Raw genomic sequence first — 19,311 nt, forward strand, 5'->3', positions numbered from 1 at the left:
TTACGGTTTTAAATAGCTATACTGAACGTTGTTACAGCACTGGCACCGACGCTGGTAGCGCTGACGGTGGCAGAAATTGGGTACGTTATAGGCGTTGTCCATCCACTCCTCAACCCCCTGATACCAGGGAGACCACTTGTGTTTGCAGATAAGAATCAGTCCCATTACGATCTGTCACTTCTTGATTTACGACTGTGGCAACTGGAGCAAAGAGGCTGAACGTTATCCCGATCGTACATTTCGCCTTCCTTCTTTACGGGTATGATGTGGTCCAGTTCTTTGGCAATGATCTGCTTACCGATCTTGGCGCATTCCCGGCAAAACGGTTCATCTCGCAGTACGGAGATTCGGAAATCACGCCAGCGTTTGCGACGGTAGATCTGGGTGTCGGCATTACCACCTCGACTTTCGTTGACGCGCTGGGTTGGCTGAACGGACTTGCCGGAATGCGTACGTCGGTCAACTCGCTTTTGAGTCGGCATGGCCTATGGATAGGGAGTGAATGTGACTGTGTGCCGATCCGAATAGCGATGAAGTGAATAGTAGCCGATGGACTTTCCGTTTCGGGTAAGTTCTAATTGCGCTGTCCGCCCCGTCAATTGATTACAGTGGCGATAAAACTGAGAAACGGCCTGTCGCCGTCGTAAGTAAGCCGATAAGTAAAATGGAGGAGTTGGAATCGAATGCGAGGAAGCATTCTGAGAAGCAACGTTCATGATTGAATTTTTGATTACGGTAGGCAATGTACAATTATAGATAATATTTATAATATTTAAGAAATCATCGATATAATTTATATGAAAATATACCTAGACAGGACTGAGTATATAAAAACGCCCGGTTATCGTTAACCGGGCGTTTTTAAGTCTAGCTACTGGGATAGGGCATAACGGTACTTTACTCGCATTCCAAACTCTCTATTTCACCGTCAATATCTGGTAGTGTCTCAGTTTGAATTTAGTTTGATGAAAAACAAACAATAATATTATTATTTAAATATTAAATAGCATTAATGGATTAAGGGTGGTACCTTTCAACAAACGAACTTAATACGTTCCTCTTATGGAAGATACAATTGACAAAAAAACCAATCAGGCCGCCGAATTACTCAAAGCATTGGCGCATCCTATCCGTATGCAGATCGTCATGCACCTGACGGAGCAAGCTTCCATAAACGTCGGTTCGCTCCAGAACCTGCTGAATATAGAACAATCACTGCTATCTCATCACTTGATTAAAATGAATGATCAGGGGATATTACACCATACCCGTAAGGGAAAAGAGATATATTACTCTATAGCCGATCCGACTGTTATCGAGATCACTAAGCTAATGGTAGGCAGTAGATTGATTCCAAAAGGCTAATGAGGGGCTATGAAGCCCCTTAATTCTATTTATCTGCCAGTTCAACTAACCGTCAATATCTCCTCCCAGCGCGTCGTATACCGCTTCGATAAATAATTCTGTTTCATCGGCCACTCGGGATTGTACAGCTGACTGGCCAGCCGCAACTTATCCTGGCCATATCGTTTGTTGAGCCGGTCTACAACACCGGATAGTTGTAAGAGCTTCTCATCGGGGCCCTCCACAAAGATTCCCTTTTGCCGGTAATCTAGGGGTACCAGATCGGTCAGCATCACGCCAACTTTTTGATAATTATAGCCATAGCGAAAGATGGCCTTCAGTCCAGAAACCGCATATTTCAAGAGTTCAGGCGTGGCACTGGTTGGATGGGGCAAAGGAACCGTGATGCTATTGCTGTACTGTTTGGCGGGTAAGCCGTTGCCGGGTGTACGTCGGAATCGATCGGTATGCAAAAACACGGTGACAGCCCCGCAAAGCGAATCCTGTTTACGCAGCTTTTCGCAGGAGCGGGTTAGATAGCTGGTCAGGGCGTCGGTGATCGTTTCCAGATCCGGAATCAACTTACCAAATGAAGGCGCTGTGAGGATTACTTTCTTGGCAGGCTGACTAACCTCTAAAAACTTACAGGGAAAGCCGCGCAATTCATGGACCATCCGAAGACCGTTGACGGTCATGACCTTATTGACCCATTCATCCGGCGCATCCCGAAGCTGAGCCGCTGTGGTGATACCATTCCGTTTGAGCATCGCTGCGTAGCGCCCACCCACGCCCCATAAATCCTTAACAGCAAAGTTTTGCAGGGCTTCGGTAATGGATTCGACCGACTCCAGTACGCACACGCCCTCATAATCCGGATTTGATTTAGCCAGCTTGTTAGCAACTTTTGCCAGCGTTTTCGTAGGCCCAAACCCCACGCAGACCGGTATACGTATCCATTGATTGACGGTTTCTTTGATCGCTTTTCCTAATCCCTCATAGCTCGGATAAACACCCGTATAATCATCCACCTTGATAAAGGCTTCGTCGATACTGTACACCTCAACGTCCTCCACAAAGTTCAGAAGGATACTATGAAAACGCGAGGACATATCGCCGTAGAGGGTATAATTTGAGGAAAACACGGAAATTTCGTGCTGGTTGCGTAGCTCCTCCAATTCAAAGAAAGGTTGACCCATTTTTATCCCGAGAGCCTTAGCTTCATCGGAACGGGCAACTACGCAACCATCGCGGTTCGATAAGACAATGACGGGCTTGCCTTCCAGGGACGGATCAAAGCTACGCTCACAGCTTACGTAAAAGGCGTTGGCATCAATCAAGCTGAACATAGGGCTCTGGTTTTGAAACGATGTAGGTGACCGTACCCATAACACGCAGATTATCCCGGTCCAGATGCACGAAGGTTGGCGTGTAGTTTGGATTAGCTGGGTGCAGCGTAATCATTCTCCCAGTGCGAACAAAGTACTTGACGCAGCATTCCCCATTCAGCCAGGCAACGATGATCGATCCGCTTTTGATGGGCCTAACCGCATCAACGACTAGAATAGAGCCGGGTAAAATGTGGGCGCCTATCATCGAATCACCCGCTACCCGAACGAAATACGTCGCATCGGGGTATTGAACGCAGAGATCATGCAAATTCAGTCGCCGTTCGATGTAGTTTTCAGCGGGCGAAGCAAAGCCCGCCTGTACGTAGCTGAGGAACAGTGGAATAGTTTTTGCCCTCCCTTTTCGGTTGGTGTAACTGACGCGAAAGATATTCTCAGGAGGGATTTTATCCATACTATCGATCATAGCGGTGTCGGCTGCTAGTGCATCAAACCGCTATAATATACTTTTGTTATCTATCATACAAATAAAATACAAGGACGCGTTAGTTTTGATGACAAAACACAATGACAAATGAACAAGTAGCCCAAACTGCGGCCCAGTTGAAGCAACTGGATTTTGTCGATGAGATCCAGTTTCCGGATGATACGTCCTACGTACACATACTACTGGCGCCCCGGCTGACGGCCGTCTTGCCGCCTGCCTATAATGTACTGCAGATTCCCCGCTCGGATTTTACCGTTGAGCGGGTCATCAGCGATTATGCGATTGTTGTTGAAAAACTTCAGGAGTTAGCCGATACGGCTCATGAAATGCTTGGGAGCGCTTTGAAGCAGACTGGAATTGACGGGGAACGGCGGGAGTATGATACGTAATCAGAAGATCAAAAAGATACCTAAGACGTGTTAGGTAGAGAGCATCTGGCCACTAAATAATTTATTTGAACTATAACCCGTCACAGCGCCTTTTTTGCGACGATAGTTACCTTATCCACTTCTCCCTAACTCACATGGAGTTCGTCTTTTTCTCCGGTCTAAATCAAAAAGGTGAGTTTGGTGAGCACAGTTTCGCTGGACCTGACGTAGAGTCCTGTTTTAGCGTTTTAAATGGCTTAGTCCGGGCGGGCTGGCACTTGGAGAGCATAAAACTTAAAGGTGACACGGGTAAAGCCATCAATCTTTCCGTTGAATCCTTTGATGGGAATTTGGTCCGCGAGCCACTAGCGTTAATTCAGAGAACCTGGGAAATTCTTTTAGCTAAACCGAATGGTAGGATTGAAGCGGTGAAAATCAGAGTTGTTTGCGCTCAAAACGCTGAAATTACTATGCAGCGTGCTACGCAGATCCTGACACTCGTCAGTCAGCAACAGCAGTCCAGCAAAGAGCATATCGAAAATCTGATGCAAAGAATAGATCTTGCTCAGAAGCGAATTCAGGCGATGAAAGCCAAGTGGGGCGTTGTCTAAAGAAACCACTGAATCGCTCGTTATCTTTGCGCTATGGACGATTTATAGTACAACGCAGGTGAATACCTCTGTATACGCATCAATACTATTTTCTATAAACGCATCACTGGTATCGGCTGGGAGGTGATTCTGGCCAATAAAGCGCCGGGGATATCGAAAAGTAGGACTGGCTACCCCAGAAGCAGCGGGAAGCGTATCAGTCGGCCTTACGGATAGAGGGGTTAATTGAATTAACCCCTCTGCTGCCGTCCCTATGTCTTGGTAGCTGGTACGAAAAATACTCTACTTTGATGGCTCTGGAAGGCCAGCTGTGGTATTGGCTATTTTTTAGCTGAACGAATGGACATAGCGGGTCTATAAACGTATTCCTTTTCATAGACGGCTCGTTTGTATTGGGCCCATAATCGACCGAACTCCAGGGGGCTGTGCGACTCGGCCCTGCTCTGATCAGGCAGGTTGCTGTTAGGTTTCATGAGGTTTATCATTAGGTGATTGCCTATTCCTAACCTCATGTGTTACCAAATTGTTAATAATTAAACCCTATGCTTTCTTTTTGACTCCGTTAGGATCAACATCAGCTGGAGCACGTCCACAACAGTAGGGTCCGCCAGGGAATAATAAATTTCACTTCCCTGCCGCTGGCTAATAAGAATCTTCTTGTCTTTTAGCTTAGTCAAATGCTGGGACAATAGCGACTGCTCCAGCTGGAGTTGCTGCTGCAAAGACGATACATTGATGGAAGCCTGCTGAGTTAACGCCAGCACGATGCGAATTCGGCTCGGATGGGCTACTGCTTTCAACACGTCAGCGGCCCGATCAATGGATAAGTTTGGCATAAAAGTTAATCATCGAAGAGTTACAGATAGGTAAATATAGACATAAGTTAAATACAAACATTAATATAGATTTATATTTCTAGTTTATTATAGACTAGTTCAACCCTCAGCTCCATAAGGCCTTTGTTAAGTTCACTAATACTGATTCGCCGGATATATACCAACAAACTGTTCCCCTATTAATGAAGAGTAGTATAACCGTTGTTACCAGTAAATAACTTTATAACTAAAAACGGATTAAACAGTATATATTAATAGCATCTCATGACTAGGCCACGCTTCTACTTAACACGATGACTACTTTACAAATTGATCAGGTGGTTGAGACCATGCAGGTTCTCGCCGATCCAATGCGGTTGCGCATTCTTTTTGTCCTCAGTGAGCAGTCCTCACTTTCTCTGTCAGCGCTTCACCAGCGGTTACCCATTAGTTTCTCTGCGCTCTCGAGTCATGTAAATGAGCTGAAGAAGCAGGACCTTGTGCACAGTCGACAGCGGGACAATGAGCTGTATTATTCCCTGGCCAATAAAGCCGTCTTAAGGTTGACTCGCCTGTTTTAAGCGAATCGTTTCGCTTATATAAACAACTCTTATCGTATAGAACCAAAGTTTAGCGCTTTACCCTATTCACGGCCCAGTATATAATTTCCATCGCATCCGGATAGGCTAGTGAGTAATACATCTCTTTACCCCGTCGCTGGCTTGAAAGAATGCCCCGATCTTTCATTAAGATAAGCGCATGCGACAACACCGATTGTTCGATCTGAAGCTGCTGTTGTAGACTCGATACACTAAGGGCATCAGTCTGGGAAAGGAGCAGCATAATCTGAACCCGCGTTGAATTGGCAATGGTTTTTACTATGTCAGCGATTTTGTTGATGGCTTGATCTGTTGGTATCATAGGTAGGTTAGGTAAACTTAAGGCGCCTGCGATGGGCAGGTGAAGGGCCCTTACAAAATCATCGAAACAGCCAGGTTAACCTGATACTGAACCCGCTCAAACTGTAGCGTGTAATGAATAATATTCTGCTGGTCCAGTATGGCAAGCATATAGCTGCTCTGCAGTTGATCCAGCTCCATTCCGGCATTGACCAATAGAATGGTATAGGCTAAACAAAAACCGGGTTTATCCGGATTCCCGCTTCTTAGCTGTTTAGCCAGGTGGCTGAGCTGCTTACACCCGCTAAGGAGCCGATCCGGGCCGTGTTTGGGGGTTAACTGTTGCAGTTGATCGTTCTCCGACTGGATTTGGTGAATGAGCGCATAATTCATCATGGATAAAGTTGATCGTTTAGGTTGCTCAATTTTTAAGTAATAGTACTTAGTAGTTTACTCAAAAGCAATGACTGCCAGTATAAAGGAAAAAAGTAGGCACTTCGATCTTTTTTTTATCGATCCAGTATAGTAAACCGCTTAACGGGCATTATCTACCAGTTTTCCCCTTTTTCTACCAAAAAACGGGCAAAACAACCAGTTCATCGAAAAGCCCGTTTTTAAACCGATGTTACCACTAATTTCGGTTTATAAATAAAGTAGATATAACTATTGCTAAAAAACGGTTGACAATACGATTATGAACCAGTTGTACCCCCAACAATTAGTGACAGATTCGTTAAAAATTGACCAGCTGGTAGCGGCACTGGATGCGTTGGCCCAGCCCTGCCGTCTACAGATTATGCTGGCCTTGAGCCAGACAGGTGCTCTGCCCGCTGGGGTTTTACAGCAACAACTTCAACTAAACATTCCGATTTTATCCAGCCACTTGACGTGTTTACAGGAGCAGCGGCTGCTGAGCAGTCAGCAACGGGGCCATGAACAGTATTACGCACTGGCCGATGCGTCGCTCATTCAGGTGATGCGCCTGATCCAAACAAACTATATGTAGATTCTAGTAAACTATTCCGTATAGATCATGGGGGTATACCGTCCGGCTTTTTGACGAGCCGGACGTTTTTTTGTGGTAGGGGGATTAACTAGTCAGTCCTGCTTCTACCAAATGAAGGGGGCTAGCGAAGTTGACGCTGCAAGGTGGATACATTCAGAGAATAATGTTCCGTTGAGGCAAGCAGAATACGAAGGCGCGTGGTTTAAGCAATGGTTTCAATCAATGTTGCCACCAGATCAGTTTGTCGTCGTCTGTCATAGGATAACGTTGAGGAATATGGGTATGGAATACCACACAATGCTCTGAGGAATCTCCGCCAGGGCTGAGCACCAATCACAACTACAATTTACCGGGTTCACCAGGGCACAATCAACCTGCGCAAATTGGTTTGTGCTGATGGGTACACAGGATTGGTAATTGCCATTCACCCATTGTTATTCATATGTATTATTGTTAGATTTATACGTTACTTCTTGCCTTTCCTCGCCTTTATCCGTTTTGAACCTTATGGGACTTACGCACGGGCCAAGTCTGTCGATACTTGAGCCGATTCATGATCCAGGATGGACGATTAACCAATGGAAAATTGCGTTCCAGTTTTCGGAACGGCTACTGGCCCGTATCAAGAAGCGGTCTCGCTTACCGGACTGGTATGAAGATCCGGTTGTAGCTGCCGTGTATGTGAACCGGCTTAGTCACTGTTTTGCCAGTATGCAGATTTACCATGCTACCTTTGGCAACTTACCGCAGGTAGGCGATCGGCTCATTGATGAACAGGAGGGGTTGTTTATTCAAGAGCGGTTCATTGATGGCCTACAAATGACCATCACCTTAACCCTGAGCAACTAATGGATCGGGAATCATTTCGCGGAACTGGATTGATTAAGGTCCGCCTTATTCTTGCTGAGCAATAAACACCGTTAACGCTTTTTGAAGGGCGTCATTGGCAATCGAATAATAGATCTCATTTCCTTTTCGTCGTCGTCTCAAAATACCCTGACCAGCCATTAATTTCAGATACCTCGACAGCTGAGTTAGTTCAACCTGCAGTTGCCCCTGTAAGGCGGACACCGTGATTCCGGATTTTTTCGTGAGGGCTAACAGGATACGCAGACGGATGGGATGGGCAATTGATTTTAGGAGCGCAGCCGTCTTACCCACTTTGACGTCTTTTAATGGTGAGGACATAGGTACACAATTCTATTTCTGGACTTTATACCAATCTGACCGATCTGTTTAGGGAGCGGAGAACTCGTTGGGCGCTTCAGGTACCAGAGCCCGCTCGGGTAATAGTGGACAAATTAAAAAAGAATTCATATGAATGCGTACTTATGATGTGACGTTTGCTAAATCCGTCGTCTAAGGCGTATAGTTACAAGTACAAGTTAACTGCCAAATGCCCGGACGAATTGAGCTGGGCTTTTTTGTTGCCTTAGTTTTAAACGTAGGTAATGGAGTAGATAAAAAAATCTATCTGCTTTTCCGGCGATTCAGCCGAATCAGGGTTTCCATCATTCGACGCCGGGACACCGGGATGGTCTCCCCCGTGGTTAATTTAACGAACATTATCTTGGGGTTCGTTCGACTAACCTGCACAATGTAAGCAGGATTGATCAGCGCCGATCGATGGATGCGGAGGAAGGCCGGTAGATGCGCTTCAAAGCGCTTTAAGGTATAGCTTATCAATATTGGCTTGTCACAGTCCAGCAAATAAACCAGCGTGTAATTGCCTTTGCCTTCCAGCCGAATAATACGCTGAGCATCGTGGATCAATCGGTAGCCCGGAACGTGGTTGGGAACATCATCCTGTGGTTGAGTAACCATCCTAAAAAATAATTGAGGTGCGTGTTGAATGGGATCGTATAAGCTGAATGATCTTCTCGTCAAAAGAATCGTATTCGACTAAAGATGAAGCGGGCACCCAGGAAGGTGTAAAGCGCTATAGCACTTGTTTCCAGGATCGCTTCCAGGGGATGGCTGGCATACATACCGGTTCGATAATCCTGCACCCAATCAATCCAGGCCGCCGAATAGCCGAAGACGCTTAACAGGATTCCCGAAACGAACAGCCAGATAACTACTCGATGACGCATAGCCTTTATCACTGGGACAATCAGACAGGGCAACATTACACCCTTTTCCTGATCATAGAGCGGAAATCTACTTAAAGGTTTAAGCGACCAACGAATTATATTGAACAGTATCGTTTCCTATTGATGGGCGACGATTTTTTGATAAAATAGGACCAATCAATGATGCTTTTATCCCGTAGCCTATATCAGTGAGCCATACAGTAAAATTGAGCGGAGGTGTTTTCGGAATGGCGATGAGGTCTCTAGTTTTGCCTGGTTTAATTCTACCATCCTCAGCCTATGAACAAACGATCTGTCTTTGTGCCTATAGTCGCCATGCTGGCGCTGCCTTCACTTTTTCGGTCTGTCTTCGCTACGCTCTACAACACGCTTCATCAGTACCATCCCATTGGCGGGTTTGTGTTGATGGTCATTCTTGATATTCTTTGGATGTGGGTCGCTTTGGTTATTGTTATCCTGGCCAGTCGAGCAATGCGACGAATGCTGAAACAAAAAGTTAAGTCAGAACACAACGGGACGTCAAGCGAGCACGAACCGATAAGCGTTCAGCAGTTAAATCCATGATAGATCAATCATCAAAAATTATGCTAGTAAAGTTAGAGATACCCCTGGAGAAAAATAGTACTATTATTTATCGCTATATCCTTAAAATGACCATTTAATCAATCCGGTAACAATGAATATAACTTATAAATAAATTATTAACTTATATTCATTTAGGGCTATAAATTCACTGGTTTCTTTCTTCAAATCCAGCGGCTACTGTCGCCAGGTCGCTTGCTCATCCAGTATGGCGGGGAGAAGCAGCACAGCGTCAATGTATATTGGTCTGCAGTTAGTTATCACATCTTCAGCATCGGGTAGAAATAAATGGGTATAGAGGCTCCGACCGGGTACTGTTCCCAGCAAACTGCTGGGTGCTGACATCCCAGTTTCCAGGGTCGACATGGACTCAAATTTAGTGGGCGGCTTAATTCCTTGAAAGCAAGCGAACTACTCGATAAAATAGGGTAACTCTACTGGTTATTAATGACTTATCAGATTGACTTTTTGCGTTTTTCGAAGTCATAGAGTTAAGCAGTTGATACGCTGCTTACTAGTTAGATAACGGCACAAGCCCCCGCTTCATAACGGGGGCTTGTCTTTTCCCTCATCTATTCACGACTGTCAGGCTTTGGGTGTGTTCAGACTTACGATAAGCGCTTGGTTAAACCAGGTGTTAACTTCTTTGGTCCTTGATAATCGTGTCTGCAAGCCTACATCTCCACTATTCTAAGCGCGATCATTTGTAACCTAGAACTGGCGAGGTTGTAGCGCTAAGCAACAAAAAAGCAACCCACCTCGCGGGTAAGTTGCTTTCCAATTAATTCCTCATAAACCTTTAACTATCACCCTTTCTTCCGATTAGGTGATACAAAGGTACATCCGGCCAGAGGGTCATAACTGGGTTTTCGATGAACAGCAACTATCGGACTGTTTTTGACCGAAAACAGTCCGATAGTTGCTGTTCATCGTATGTAAGTAACAAGGTGCTTATCGGGATGGGGCCTTGATACATGGATTCATAAACAGCTCGTTTGTACTGGGCCAGGAGCCGCGTGAATTGAGCATAACTGAGGGGTTTTTCAACTAACCCGGATTTTACTGCTTGATCGTTTGTTGGTTTGTTGGGGCGCATCAATAAAGAGTTGGTATGGTAATTTATTGATACATACGATGTTAGTTTATATATGGTTTTATGTTCATCAAATAATATTTCAAAAAATTGTTTCTCGGCTTAACCGACTGGCAAGACCTGTCAGTAAAAAAGCAACCCGGCATAGGCTGAGTTGCTTTCGTTTCCTATCCACACCAGTAGAAGGCTGCTTGAAGTCAACGCTTACCGGGTGGGGTAAAGGTAGAATACAGAATTGTCAGTTTAGTTAAACCCGGATTATAAACGATCCCCAAAACAAAACCCAACCTATATGGCCAGTTGCTTTCCAATCCCTGATAAACTTACTTACAAGTAAGCTGGTATAAAACCGTTTAATCTTACTTTACTACTTTTAAGACAAGCTGGTAACACCCAAAAAGGGGGCCGACATGATCAGCCCCCTTTTTTGGGATCACGGGGAAGCGCCTGTGATCTGGCAACTGGTGCCTCGCCTTACGGCTCAGGCTTCTTGATCATTAAATCGCTTTACGGCCTACCTTAGGCCGGGCCAGTTGGGTAATTACCCGATTTATCCGCATTCGACGGGATACGCCCTGAGCCGATGACTCCCCCTTTGAGACGGTGGATGGTTTAGGATTTATAGGGAACAGGAGACTACTGATCAGAAAGTAGAGAAAAGCGCCTGCACTTAAGCTCATCAGGGCTCCATTGAGCCATAGATCAACATCATAGAGATACATACGTTAATAGGGAAGTTTATGTTACGGATTGCTCAACAAGGTAACATAAAGCAATCAAAAATCATTAACGCTTTAATCATATGAACCATTAAATTTTCGATGAACTGCTGTTTTCGCCCGTTTTTTGGTAAACAAGGCAGTTTAGCCAGCCAGGGATACCCAAAAATAGAGTGATCGGTACACCAGCACTACCACAACCCTCCTAAGCCCTTGGCGTTAACCGATAGCTTGAGCCAACCGAATTAAGGATGCGTTAATTAGAATTTGAATAAATTATCATTTTTCAAAGGAACAAATGAACATTTTACAGCATTATGGAATTATGCAACTATCTTCCATAAATCATCCATCATATAAAAAAACGGACTGGCTTTGCTAGTCCGTTTTTTTATTCTAATCCTTGTCAAAAAGGAGTCAAGTGGGATAATGTATTGGTGTATATCGCTCCGGCGATGATAGTATAGTCTGCCCTTATGCAGACATAAAATAAAGCGACAGGTACAGCGGTAGTAGGATGAGTAGGCCGTTACCCTTGCGCCATGGATGGTTTGTACGTCAACGCGGGTGAATACTTCTACTGTGGTAACTTTTCACGGCTTTTTAACATATCCTAGAAAATACTCAAGTATTTTTACCAGCAATCTTTATATACAATACCTAATAATAAATATATCTTTTACGATGTATATATTAAGTTTATATTGATTTAATAATCGTTAACAAAATCTTATTTACACAAGCATACCATCCTATTATCTTCTATAATACAAGCGCATATACCGCCCGAACTGGCTCATGAAACCAATCCACGATGATATCTCAGTTGAGATGGTGAGCCATGAGCTCGCAAAACTGAACAGCCCGGCCCTGCTGACACGGGTGCGCGTTGAAGAGTTGGAGTTAACGGCTTTTGCCGAGAAGCAACTCCAAAACCGAACCGACGTAGTTGGTCGGCATCATCCTTCCGCCTTTCGGAAGTACCTCATTCACTTTCAAACCGAGTCGAGCCGTCAGGATGATGAAAAGTGGCTGTTTCTCTATGAACGCACGGACATAACGCCTAAACGAATTGCCCAGGCTATTTTTGATGAACTATCTGGTGTACCCGTACCTGACCAGCAACAGGAGCCAGTCCGTCGGTTAAAAAACCCGCAGCCATTCAGTACGCTGCACCTAAACGTAACGATCCTACTGGCGGATCTGCTCATTTGCCTACTGAAGGCAACCGCTCGGGAGTCAGGAATATTCTTCAACTATGCTAACTTGATCGCCTATGGCACACTGGTAGCGACAGTCGCCTTTATCTTTCTCTTGTTTTCCAATCCAGCTCATCATCGACTCCGCTATCTATATACCCTGCTAGCCCTTTGCCTGGGCTGGTTAGGAGGAATGGGAATTAGTCTACTGCACTAAGCGGTCCCAAGCCCATAAAATGTTTTGAGTAGCGAATCAATAAAATACTTCCCCTGAATACTAATCGAAAATGTGACCTTAACTGAATCTGCCGTCCAAGGTGTATTACTTAAAGTATAAATTAACTGCCAAATGCCCAGACGAATTGAGCTGGGCTTTTTTGTTGTTCACTATTTCTAGGCCGCTATTGTAAATTACTGAAAATGCATCTAGTCTACCCGGCAAAACCTTTAAAAATGGAAAGACCACAGCAACCAGGCAGCTATATATCAGTGCGAAAGTTTATTGACTACGCCCGAACGGCTCAGTATATCTTACTTTATCCGTACGACGTACGTACACTGTACAGACCGGGTAGTAGCTCCTTAGTTTATTACCGACGTATAACATGCACTGGCTGGCAGGTGATTCTGGAAAATAAAGTACCGAAAGAGGTTAAGCAGGATAAGCTGCACGAAAGGCAGCGGGAAGCCTATCAATCGGCCTTACGGATAGAAGAGTTAATTGGGTAAATTTTCAATGAATCATTTGTAAACAGCGGCCAATTTTTGCTGGTAGATCCAGGATTTCCGCTCTTCCATCCAGCTTATTACCTGTAACCAGGCAATCTGTTCATCCAAAGCTGCCGGTAGTAAATCCAGGGCATGGAAATAGACCGGTCGTTTGTTGGGCACGTCGCCCTGTGCATCCGGTGGATGCAGTACGGTAAAGTAATTCGTCTCTCCTACCCGACCTACGAAAACCCAATCTTTAACGAACCACTCAACTGGCAGGTAGATCTTCGTGCCGCCTGGCAGTGTATCGAGCTCATCAGCGGTCATTTTTGTAAAATTTATTCGACGGTTTAAAAATAAGAAAAACAGGCCATTCCCGCTCGTAAATCTGTCGTTTTCAGGCGTAAAGGCGCAGTAGCTCAGGGGAGGCTTTCAATCTAGTTTGTTTAAAGAGTGTAGGGTAAAGCATACCCTATTAAGGATAAAGTGTATACAGCCCCCGGCGCTTACCGGGGGTTTGTGTTTGCGTCAATTTCTATTGCTCAACATCCGTCAGTTCAGCTATCACCAGCGAAACCAATTGGCCTAACGGCTCCCAGATCATCAGATTTTGTATTCAAAGCAGCTGTAAACCCGTAGGCAACAAAAAAGCAACCCGCCTCTCGGGCAAGTTGCTTTCTGCTGTAAACTCTTACTCAAAAACGTAAATGCTCTTTGCTATAAATCGTTACGGTTGGTGATTCAAACGTACCACCCGTAAGCGATCTCAGCTGACTTTTTCGATGAACTGTAGGATTTGCCCGGTTTTCAGTTGATAGTCGTCGATTTTTGGGTAAAAAATCGGACAAGCTGTAATAGTTGAAACTCCATTGCAACCGGACAAAAAATAAACGTGCAAGTTCTTGATAGTCAAGACTTTGCACGTTCTATCAGCAGAGAGCGAGGGATTCGAACCCCCGGTACCCTTGCGAGTACTTCTGATTTCGAATCAGACCCGTTCGACCACTCCGGCAGCTCTCTGTTTCATTTGTTGGTCTCACAAATGGAGTGCAAAGATGCACGTTTGCCAATAATGACGCAAATTTATGCTGTCAAAAAATTCATCTTTGGCTTAATTGAATTATTCACTCATTTCACCACTCTGGGGCTGAGCCAATAGCGTTTGTAGACGTTTTACTGCCGTTTCACTACGTTCGCTCTCCTGCCCCAGCAAGACCATGAGTTTTGTCACGGCGGCCTCAGTTGTGATATCGGCTCCGCTTATCACACCGATCTGCAGCAGCTGGCGACTGGTTTGGTACTGACCCTGCGTAACGCGCCCGCCCTGGCACTGAGATACGTTGAATACCAAAACGCCCCGGTCTATGGCTGCTTTCAGCGTGCCTAAAAACCAGGGATCTGTGGGGGCATTACCGGCACCAAACGTTTCAAGCACAATAGCCCTTAGATTTGGACTAGTGACAATCGATTCAACAACCGACTGCGTAATACCGGGGAAAAGTTTTAAAATCGTTACGTTCGGGTCCAGCACCGTACGCAGGCTGAGTGTCTGATCAGGTCGATACGGCAAAATAAACGGCCGGTTATAATCGATACTGACACCAGCCGTAGCCAGATGCGGGTAATTTTCGGAGACAAAGGCGTTAAACTGGACGCTTTCCCGTTTGGTTGAACGATTGCCCCTAAGTAGCGACGAATTGAAATATACGCACACTTCAGGCACAATAGGCTGACCAGTCGATTCTACAGCCGCCGAATCCACGGCGACCGAGTCCACGGCGGCTGCAATTTCAAGGGCGGTAATAAAATTCTCGCGGGCGTCACTGCGGGCTACACCAATGGGTAGTTGAGCCCCTGTCAGTATAACCGGTTTACTTAAGCCAACCAGCATAAAACTAAGTGCCGAGGCTGTATAGGACATCGTATCGGTACCGTGCAAAATCACGAAACTATCGTACAGGTCATAATTCTGCTGTATGATCTGCGCCAGTTCGACCCATACGGCAGGTTTCATGTTTGACGAATCGATGATGTCGTTCAGCGTCAGTAAGGTTATAGCAAAATCAAGCCGGCCTAGTTCGGGTAACCGATCCAGCACCCGCTCAAAATCGAACGGAATTAATTGCCCAGCCCCCCGGTCATAAACCATTCCAAACGTACCGCCGGTATAAATGACCAATACTGATCGCCGGGCCTGATTCGTAAGAGTTGGATTGATGTGTATGGTTCTATAAGGCATTGAACTATTAATTATTAGGGAGCAGATTGGTGTACAAAGCGGGCAATAAGGATAGTGCATTAGCAGTAGTGTGCCGCGCTACGTCATCGATATGAATATGCTGAAGGTCGGCCACCCGCTGAGCGATAAGTCGTATAAAAGCTGGTTCGTTCCGTTTTCCCCGGTATGGAACGGGCGCTAGATAAGGTGCGTCGGTTTCGAGAACCAGATGATCCAGACCAACATGTGGCAGTACCTTATCCAAACCCCCGTTTTTGAACGTACTAACCCCGCCAATCCCTAATTTAAAGCCCAGTTCAATAGCCCGATTGGCTTCGTCAAGCGTTCCGACAAAGCAATGGAAAATACCCGTCAGGCCGGGTAAGGCCAGCTTCTCAATCAGGTCAGCAGCTTCAGCGAAAGCATTACGGTCGTGACCCGAGCGGGTATGCATCGATACCGGTAATTTTTGCTCAGCAGCCCAGCGAAGCTGCGTTTCAAACGCCACAAACTGCTGATCGACGAAAGTCATATCCCAGTAAAAATCCAGACCAATTTCGCCTACAGCCATAAAAGCATTCCGGTTCAGTTGATCTTCCGCTGCCGCCAGCTCTTCCTCAAACGTATCGGTTACGTATGCCGGATGCAGGCCCATCATGGGAAGGCAGCGGTCGGGATATTGATCGTCAAGGGCCATCAGTCCGTCGACCGTCTCCTTCGCGCAGTTGGGCATCCAAATCTGACTAATTTGCTGCTTTTCAGCTGCCTCTAACATCTTATCCCGGTCTTCATCAAACTGGGAATCATAAATATGTGCGTGTGTGTCGATAAGCGTCATATGTATTGTTCTGCGGTGTAGAGAATTGAGCCGTTGCCGCATTACGTCGGCGTGTTACGACTTAATGACGCTACACCTATCTTATTTATAAACTCTTCCTTTCCACTCAATCCGGGTCGGTAACAGGTAAAACAGGACTGATACGGGCCCAATGATGAGTTGGTAGACCTCAAAAAGCAACGCATACGGCCACAGGCTGGTTCGACGCAAACGGCTTAATCCGAATGAAATCACCGTCGTTTGCACAAACAGTTTTGTGAGATAAAGCATAACAGCCAACGTAGGTGCAAATAGGCCAAGTAGCAACAGAATCGGCCCTGCCAGATACTGTCCATACAACGAAATCACCATCCAGACGGGCAGGTCAACAGCGCCCCGCATCCAGCGTTTCCGCTGCTGCAAAAACAGATAGAACGTATCGACGGGTTTGGTGAGGGCCAGTACGTTTTCATCCAGCAAGTTCCAAAAGCTGTAACCTTTCTGGACAATAGCGCGAAACAGCGTATAATCTTCTACTACCGAAAATGGCAATGATTCGTAGCCCCCAACCGCTTCGTAAGCTTCGCGGCTCACAGCCATATTATTACCCATCGCCGTAATCGGAATCCCCAAACTACTGCCTAAATGAGTCAGGGTCAGGTTATAAAGCCAGTCTATGGTTTGAAGCCGGTGAAAAACGGAAGGTCCATTCGGCAACGTAACCCCTGTCACGATACCTACCCTATATACAAACCGACGACGTATTCCGGCAACCCAGTCTGGAGAAACCTGGGTGTCTGCATCGGTAAAAAAAGAAGACTACCCCGCGCCTGCCGGGCCAGTTGGGCCAGTACGTTCGCTTTTCCGACCAATCCAGCTTGATTAACTACACTATCAACGAGCCGAAACCTGGGTTTATCAGCAATGTAATCTGCAACCACCAACCGTGTGCGGTCTGCCGACTGGTCATCACCAATCAGCACTTCAACGGATGTCTCCCCATCCATCTGCCGGGCTATAGCTTGTAAACAAGCCAGGATGGTATATTCTTCGTCGCGGGCGGCAATTAAAATACTTACCAGTGGGCGATCTCCGTCCGGGTAGGCCTGGTCCGACTGCGGTGTACTCGTTGCGATGAGGCCGGAACGGTCAGTAACCGGCATAGGTGGGTTGGGGAACGGCACGGAATGAGTAGCCCAGCGTAGCGAAATGAGCCAGCATCCGGGGCAGAACATACCGCATGGTAGGCCAAGCTTTCAGGCTATCGTGAAAGACGACAATAGAACCCGGCTTGGTGTATTGAATCGTTTTTCGAAGACATACATCCGGAGACAGAGTTCGGTCAAAATCACCCGTCAGTACGTCCCACATCACAATCGAATACGCTTCAATCACCTGAGCTACCTGAGTCTTTTTAATTCGTCCGTACGGGGGTCGGAACAGGGCTGTTTCGATGCCTAACTGCTGCTGGCATTTTTGTATATTTTCCAGATACAGGTCGTCGTCTGTTTTCCAGCCGTTGAGGTGATTATATGTATGGTTACCTACCATATGACCCGCTTCAAGAACCTGATAAAGTATATCCCGGTGCTTCCGAACGTTGTCGCCAATGCAGAAAAACGTAGCCTGAGCCGCGTATTTGTCCAATTGTTCGAGCACAAACTGGGTCACTTCCGGAATCGGACCATCATCGAACGTCAGATAAATGGTTGGTTCAGTTTCATCATCGATCTTCCACCAGAACTCAGGGTAGACCGTTCGGAGCAAAAAGTTGGATTTGTGTAGAAAAAAAGACAAAGCGCTATGTGATCTAGGATGCCTGATACATAAAATAGATGGTATGTGCCTGATTGATAATCACCTACCCTATGTCGTACATCATGCATCAGTTAAGTTTCCGTCCTTTCCATATGTATCCTTTTTTTGAGCGGCAAGCCCGAAAAAAAGAACGTAGAGTGGATACATCAACTGTGTCAGCGGAATAACGCCTACTGACGATTTTTTTTGTAAAAAAACAAGAACTTGTCGTAAAAACAAAAACTCGGGTACCAGCTTTAATCCTATAACGACAAGAGCGGTGTTTCCGTTTAAAAAACCGAGCAACCAGCCCAAACCTGCCATAACCGGTACCGCATTACTCAGAAAAATAAAAACGGCCAGTGCCGACGGTAACAGACTCTCGTAGGCTCGCCACTTACTTGCCCAGCGCTTGCGTTGGTTGTAAAAGGTAAGCCAGTTACGGTGCGCCTGAGTCTGGACAATGGCCTCCCGGCTTTTGAGGAACCGGACGCCATCGGGATAGCGGGTCGCTACCTTGTGCATCAGAAATTCATCGTCGCCCGAGGCAAGGTGATCGACCCCGGAAAATCCGCCTACTTCCTTAAATACTTCCTTTACGTAGCAAAGGTTCGCTCCGTTGCACATCGTCGGAAAACCAAGTGCCATGGTGCAGGCGCCTGTACCAATCAGGCTTGAAAACTCTACCGTTTGTAAGGAGTCAAAAATGGTTTGTTCAGTTGTAAAGGTTACCGGGCCTGAAATAAGTTTTGCCCCCGTTTGCGTGTAAAACGCAGCCAATGAAGCCAGCCAGCCTGGCCCGACGCGACAGTCACCGTCGGTGGTTACAATAAGCTCACCGGTAGCCAGCGCGATACTTTGCGTAATCGCCCGTTTTTTGGGAGAAGCCGTACGTTCATCGGTCAAAGGCAAAGCGCATAGTTCATAGGTTGATTGTTGCGCATACTGCTCAACAATCGACAACGTAGCGTCAGTGGATGAATCGTCGGCAACAATTACCTCAAACTGCGAATAGGTCTGTCGACTCAGGTCATCCAGTAAATTAGCTATATTCTGCGCTTCGTTCCGAACAGGAATCACAACCGTAATCCGGGGACCCTTTGTTAGAAGTGCCCTGCTCCGGAGTGTTGGCATCTTTAGCCAGGTGATCCAGAGCGTCAGCGTAAACAGTGCGTATAAAAAGCTAATTATCAGCAGCATTAGTTG

The 19,311-nt window shown here is 46.1% G+C and carries 28 protein-coding genes and 1 tRNA gene; 9 read left to right on the forward strand and 20 right to left on the reverse strand.

What is annotated here, in order from left to right; genetic code table 11:
* The 3 genes from LN737_RS19625 to LN737_RS19635 are packed head-to-tail and all read right to left on the reverse strand — an operon-like array spanning window position 1 to window position 716.
* On the reverse strand, window positions 1-165 hold the full coding sequence (locus LN737_RS19625) for a hypothetical protein (protein WP_405511524.1): 165 nt from the start codon (window positions 163-165) through the stop codon (window positions 1-3).
* Window positions 165-482 (reverse strand): HNH endonuclease signature motif containing protein, encoded by a 318-nt coding sequence (locus tag LN737_RS19630; RefSeq protein WP_405511525.1) that lies wholly within the window; start codon window positions 480-482, stop codon window positions 165-167. Before LN737_RS19630 ends, LN737_RS19625 begins: the two co-directional genes overlap by 1 nt.
* 3 nt (window positions 483-485) lie before the next feature.
* Window positions 486-716, reverse strand: a complete 231-nt coding sequence (locus tag LN737_RS19635; RefSeq protein ID WP_405511526.1) for a hypothetical protein — start codon at window positions 714-716, stop codon at window positions 486-488.
* 346 nt (window positions 717-1,062) lie between these two features.
* On the opposite strand from LN737_RS19635, the gene LN737_RS19640 reads away from it, so the two are divergent.
* The gene (locus tag LN737_RS19640; protein WP_405511527.1) at window positions 1,063-1,365 is read left to right on the forward strand and encodes a metalloregulator ArsR/SmtB family transcription factor; all 303 of its coding nucleotides are present in this window, start codon (window positions 1,063-1,065) and stop codon (window positions 1,363-1,365) included.
* Window positions 1,366-1,406: 41 nt separating this feature from the next.
* On the opposite strand, the gene LN737_RS19645 is transcribed toward LN737_RS19640, so the two are convergent.
* Both LN737_RS19645 and LN737_RS19650 read right to left on the reverse strand, forming a co-directional pair.
* Window positions 1,407-2,690, reverse strand: coding sequence for a Y-family DNA polymerase (locus LN737_RS19645; protein WP_405511528.1), 1,284 nt, complete (start codon window positions 2,688-2,690; stop codon window positions 1,407-1,409).
* Window positions 2,674-3,144, reverse strand: a complete 471-nt coding sequence (locus LN737_RS19650) for a LexA family transcriptional regulator (RefSeq protein ID WP_405511529.1) — start codon at window positions 3,142-3,144, stop codon at window positions 2,674-2,676. Before LN737_RS19650 ends, LN737_RS19645 begins: the two co-directional genes overlap by 17 nt.
* A gap of 113 nt (window positions 3,145-3,257) precedes the next feature.
* Between LN737_RS19650 and LN737_RS19655 the strand changes: the two genes are divergently transcribed.
* Window positions 3,258-3,566 carry a hypothetical protein gene (locus LN737_RS19655; protein WP_405511530.1) on the forward strand — a complete coding sequence of 103 codons (309 nt, stop codon included), beginning with the start codon at window positions 3,258-3,260 and terminating at the stop codon, window positions 3,564-3,566.
* Between the two features lie 134 nt (window positions 3,567-3,700).
* The gene (locus LN737_RS19660) at window positions 3,701-4,156 is read left to right on the forward strand and encodes a hypothetical protein (protein ID WP_405511531.1); all 456 of its coding nucleotides are present in this window, start codon (window positions 3,701-3,703) and stop codon (window positions 4,154-4,156) included.
* A 533-nt stretch (window positions 4,157-4,689) separates the two neighbouring features.
* Here LN737_RS19660 and LN737_RS19665 read toward each other — a convergent pair.
* The gene (locus LN737_RS19665; RefSeq protein WP_405511532.1) at window positions 4,690-4,992 is read right to left on the reverse strand and encodes a metalloregulator ArsR/SmtB family transcription factor; all 303 of its coding nucleotides are present in this window, start codon (window positions 4,990-4,992) and stop codon (window positions 4,690-4,692) included.
* Between the two features lie 293 nt (window positions 4,993-5,285).
* Between LN737_RS19665 and LN737_RS19670 the strand changes: the two genes are divergently transcribed.
* Complete coding sequence (locus tag LN737_RS19670) at window positions 5,286-5,552, forward strand: helix-turn-helix transcriptional regulator (RefSeq protein ID WP_405511533.1); 267 nt, start codon at window positions 5,286-5,288, stop codon at window positions 5,550-5,552.
* Window positions 5,553-5,601: 49 nt separating this feature from the next.
* Here the strand turns inward: LN737_RS19670 and LN737_RS19675 are convergent, their stop codons facing one another.
* Together LN737_RS19675 and LN737_RS19680 are read right to left on the reverse strand one after the other, a co-directional pair.
* Window positions 5,602-5,892: a metalloregulator ArsR/SmtB family transcription factor gene (locus LN737_RS19675; protein WP_405511534.1), complete on the reverse strand. Its 291-nt coding sequence runs from the start codon at window positions 5,890-5,892 to the stop codon at window positions 5,602-5,604.
* Window positions 5,893-5,942: 50 nt separating this feature from the next.
* Window positions 5,943-6,266, reverse strand: coding sequence for a hypothetical protein (locus LN737_RS19680; protein WP_405511535.1), 324 nt, complete (start codon window positions 6,264-6,266; stop codon window positions 5,943-5,945).
* 298 nt (window positions 6,267-6,564) lie between these two features.
* Here LN737_RS19680 and LN737_RS19685 point away from each other — a divergent pair, with 298 nt between their 5' ends.
* Together LN737_RS19685 and LN737_RS19690 are read left to right on the forward strand one after the other, a co-directional pair.
* Window positions 6,565-6,876, forward strand: coding sequence for a helix-turn-helix transcriptional regulator (locus LN737_RS19685; RefSeq protein ID WP_405511536.1), 312 nt, complete (start codon window positions 6,565-6,567; stop codon window positions 6,874-6,876).
* A 507-nt stretch (window positions 6,877-7,383) separates the two neighbouring features.
* On the forward strand, window positions 7,384-7,725 hold the full coding sequence (locus LN737_RS19690) for a hypothetical protein (RefSeq protein WP_405511537.1): 342 nt from the start codon (window positions 7,384-7,386) through the stop codon (window positions 7,723-7,725).
* Between the two features lie 45 nt (window positions 7,726-7,770).
* Here LN737_RS19690 and LN737_RS19695 read toward each other — a convergent pair whose 3' ends face one another.
* The 3 genes from LN737_RS19695 to LN737_RS19705 all read right to left on the reverse strand — a co-directional run bounded on the left by LN737_RS19695 (window position 7,771) and on the right by LN737_RS19705 (window position 8,969).
* On the reverse strand, window positions 7,771-8,064 hold the full coding sequence (locus LN737_RS19695) for a metalloregulator ArsR/SmtB family transcription factor (protein ID WP_405511538.1): 294 nt from the start codon (window positions 8,062-8,064) through the stop codon (window positions 7,771-7,773).
* Between the two features lie 282 nt (window positions 8,065-8,346).
* Window positions 8,347-8,700, reverse strand: a complete 354-nt coding sequence (locus LN737_RS19700) for a LytTR family DNA-binding domain-containing protein (protein ID WP_405511539.1) — start codon at window positions 8,698-8,700, stop codon at window positions 8,347-8,349.
* A 59-nt stretch (window positions 8,701-8,759) separates the two neighbouring features.
* The gene (locus LN737_RS19705; protein WP_405511540.1) at window positions 8,760-8,969 is read right to left on the reverse strand and encodes a hypothetical protein; all 210 of its coding nucleotides are present in this window, start codon (window positions 8,967-8,969) and stop codon (window positions 8,760-8,762) included.
* Between the two features lie 279 nt (window positions 8,970-9,248).
* On the opposite strand from LN737_RS19705, the gene LN737_RS19710 reads away from it, so the two are divergent.
* The gene (locus LN737_RS19710; RefSeq protein WP_405511541.1) at window positions 9,249-9,533 is read left to right on the forward strand and encodes a hypothetical protein; all 285 of its coding nucleotides are present in this window, start codon (window positions 9,249-9,251) and stop codon (window positions 9,531-9,533) included.
* A 1,608-nt stretch (window positions 9,534-11,141) separates the two neighbouring features.
* Here the strand turns inward: LN737_RS19710 and LN737_RS19715 are convergent.
* Window positions 11,142-11,366 carry a hypothetical protein gene (locus LN737_RS19715; RefSeq protein WP_405511542.1) on the reverse strand — a complete coding sequence of 75 codons (225 nt, stop codon included), beginning with the start codon at window positions 11,364-11,366 and terminating at the stop codon, window positions 11,142-11,144.
* Window positions 11,367-12,161: 795 nt separating this feature from the next.
* Between LN737_RS19715 and LN737_RS19720 the strand changes: the two genes are divergently transcribed.
* The gene (locus LN737_RS19720) at window positions 12,162-12,779 is read left to right on the forward strand and encodes a hypothetical protein (RefSeq protein ID WP_405511543.1); all 618 of its coding nucleotides are present in this window, start codon (window positions 12,162-12,164) and stop codon (window positions 12,777-12,779) included.
* A gap of 236 nt (window positions 12,780-13,015) precedes the next feature.
* On the forward strand, window positions 13,016-13,291 hold the full coding sequence (locus tag LN737_RS19725) for a hypothetical protein (protein WP_405511544.1): 276 nt from the start codon (window positions 13,016-13,018) through the stop codon (window positions 13,289-13,291).
* A 12-nt stretch (window positions 13,292-13,303) separates the two neighbouring features.
* Here the strand turns inward: LN737_RS19725 and LN737_RS19730 are convergent, their stop codons facing one another.
* The 8 genes from LN737_RS19730 to LN737_RS19765 all read right to left on the reverse strand — a co-directional run bounded on the left by LN737_RS19730 (window position 13,304) and on the right by LN737_RS19765 (window position 19,305).
* The gene (locus tag LN737_RS19730) at window positions 13,304-13,600 is read right to left on the reverse strand and encodes a hypothetical protein (RefSeq protein ID WP_405511545.1); all 297 of its coding nucleotides are present in this window, start codon (window positions 13,598-13,600) and stop codon (window positions 13,304-13,306) included.
* A 606-nt stretch (window positions 13,601-14,206) separates the two neighbouring features.
* Window positions 14,207-14,293, reverse strand: a tRNA-Ser gene (locus LN737_RS19735).
* Window positions 14,294-14,393: 100 nt separating this feature from the next.
* On the reverse strand, window positions 14,394-15,512 hold the full coding sequence (locus tag LN737_RS19740; RefSeq protein ID WP_405511546.1) for an asparaginase: 1,119 nt from the start codon (window positions 15,510-15,512) through the stop codon (window positions 14,394-14,396).
* A gap of 7 nt (window positions 15,513-15,519) precedes the next feature.
* A complete protein-coding gene (locus LN737_RS19745) occupies window positions 15,520-16,329 on the reverse strand; it encodes a TatD family hydrolase (protein ID WP_405511547.1) in 810 nt (269 codons plus the stop codon).
* 81 nt (window positions 16,330-16,410) lie between these two features.
* On the reverse strand, window positions 16,411-17,073 hold the full coding sequence (locus tag LN737_RS19750) for a glycosyltransferase (protein ID WP_405520463.1): 663 nt from the start codon (window positions 17,071-17,073) through the stop codon (window positions 16,411-16,413).
* The gene (locus tag LN737_RS19755) at window positions 17,046-17,471 is read right to left on the reverse strand and encodes a glycosyltransferase (protein ID WP_405511548.1); all 426 of its coding nucleotides are present in this window, start codon (window positions 17,469-17,471) and stop codon (window positions 17,046-17,048) included. The genes LN737_RS19750 and LN737_RS19755 overlap by 28 nt, the downstream gene beginning before the upstream one ends.
* Window positions 17,458-18,105, reverse strand: a complete 648-nt coding sequence (locus tag LN737_RS19760; RefSeq protein ID WP_405511549.1) for a polysaccharide deacetylase family protein — start codon at window positions 18,103-18,105, stop codon at window positions 17,458-17,460. The genes LN737_RS19755 and LN737_RS19760 overlap by 14 nt, the downstream gene beginning before the upstream one ends.
* 81 nt (window positions 18,106-18,186) lie before the next feature.
* Entirely contained in the window at window positions 18,187-19,305 is a 1,119-nt protein-coding gene (locus tag LN737_RS19765) for a glycosyltransferase (RefSeq protein ID WP_405511550.1), read from the reverse strand.
* Between the last annotated feature and the right edge of the window lie 6 nt (window positions 19,306-19,311).

The organism is Spirosoma sp. KNUC1025 (assembly GCF_045160025.1).
Taxonomy (GTDB): domain Bacteria; phylum Bacteroidota; class Bacteroidia; order Cytophagales; family Spirosomataceae; genus Spirosoma.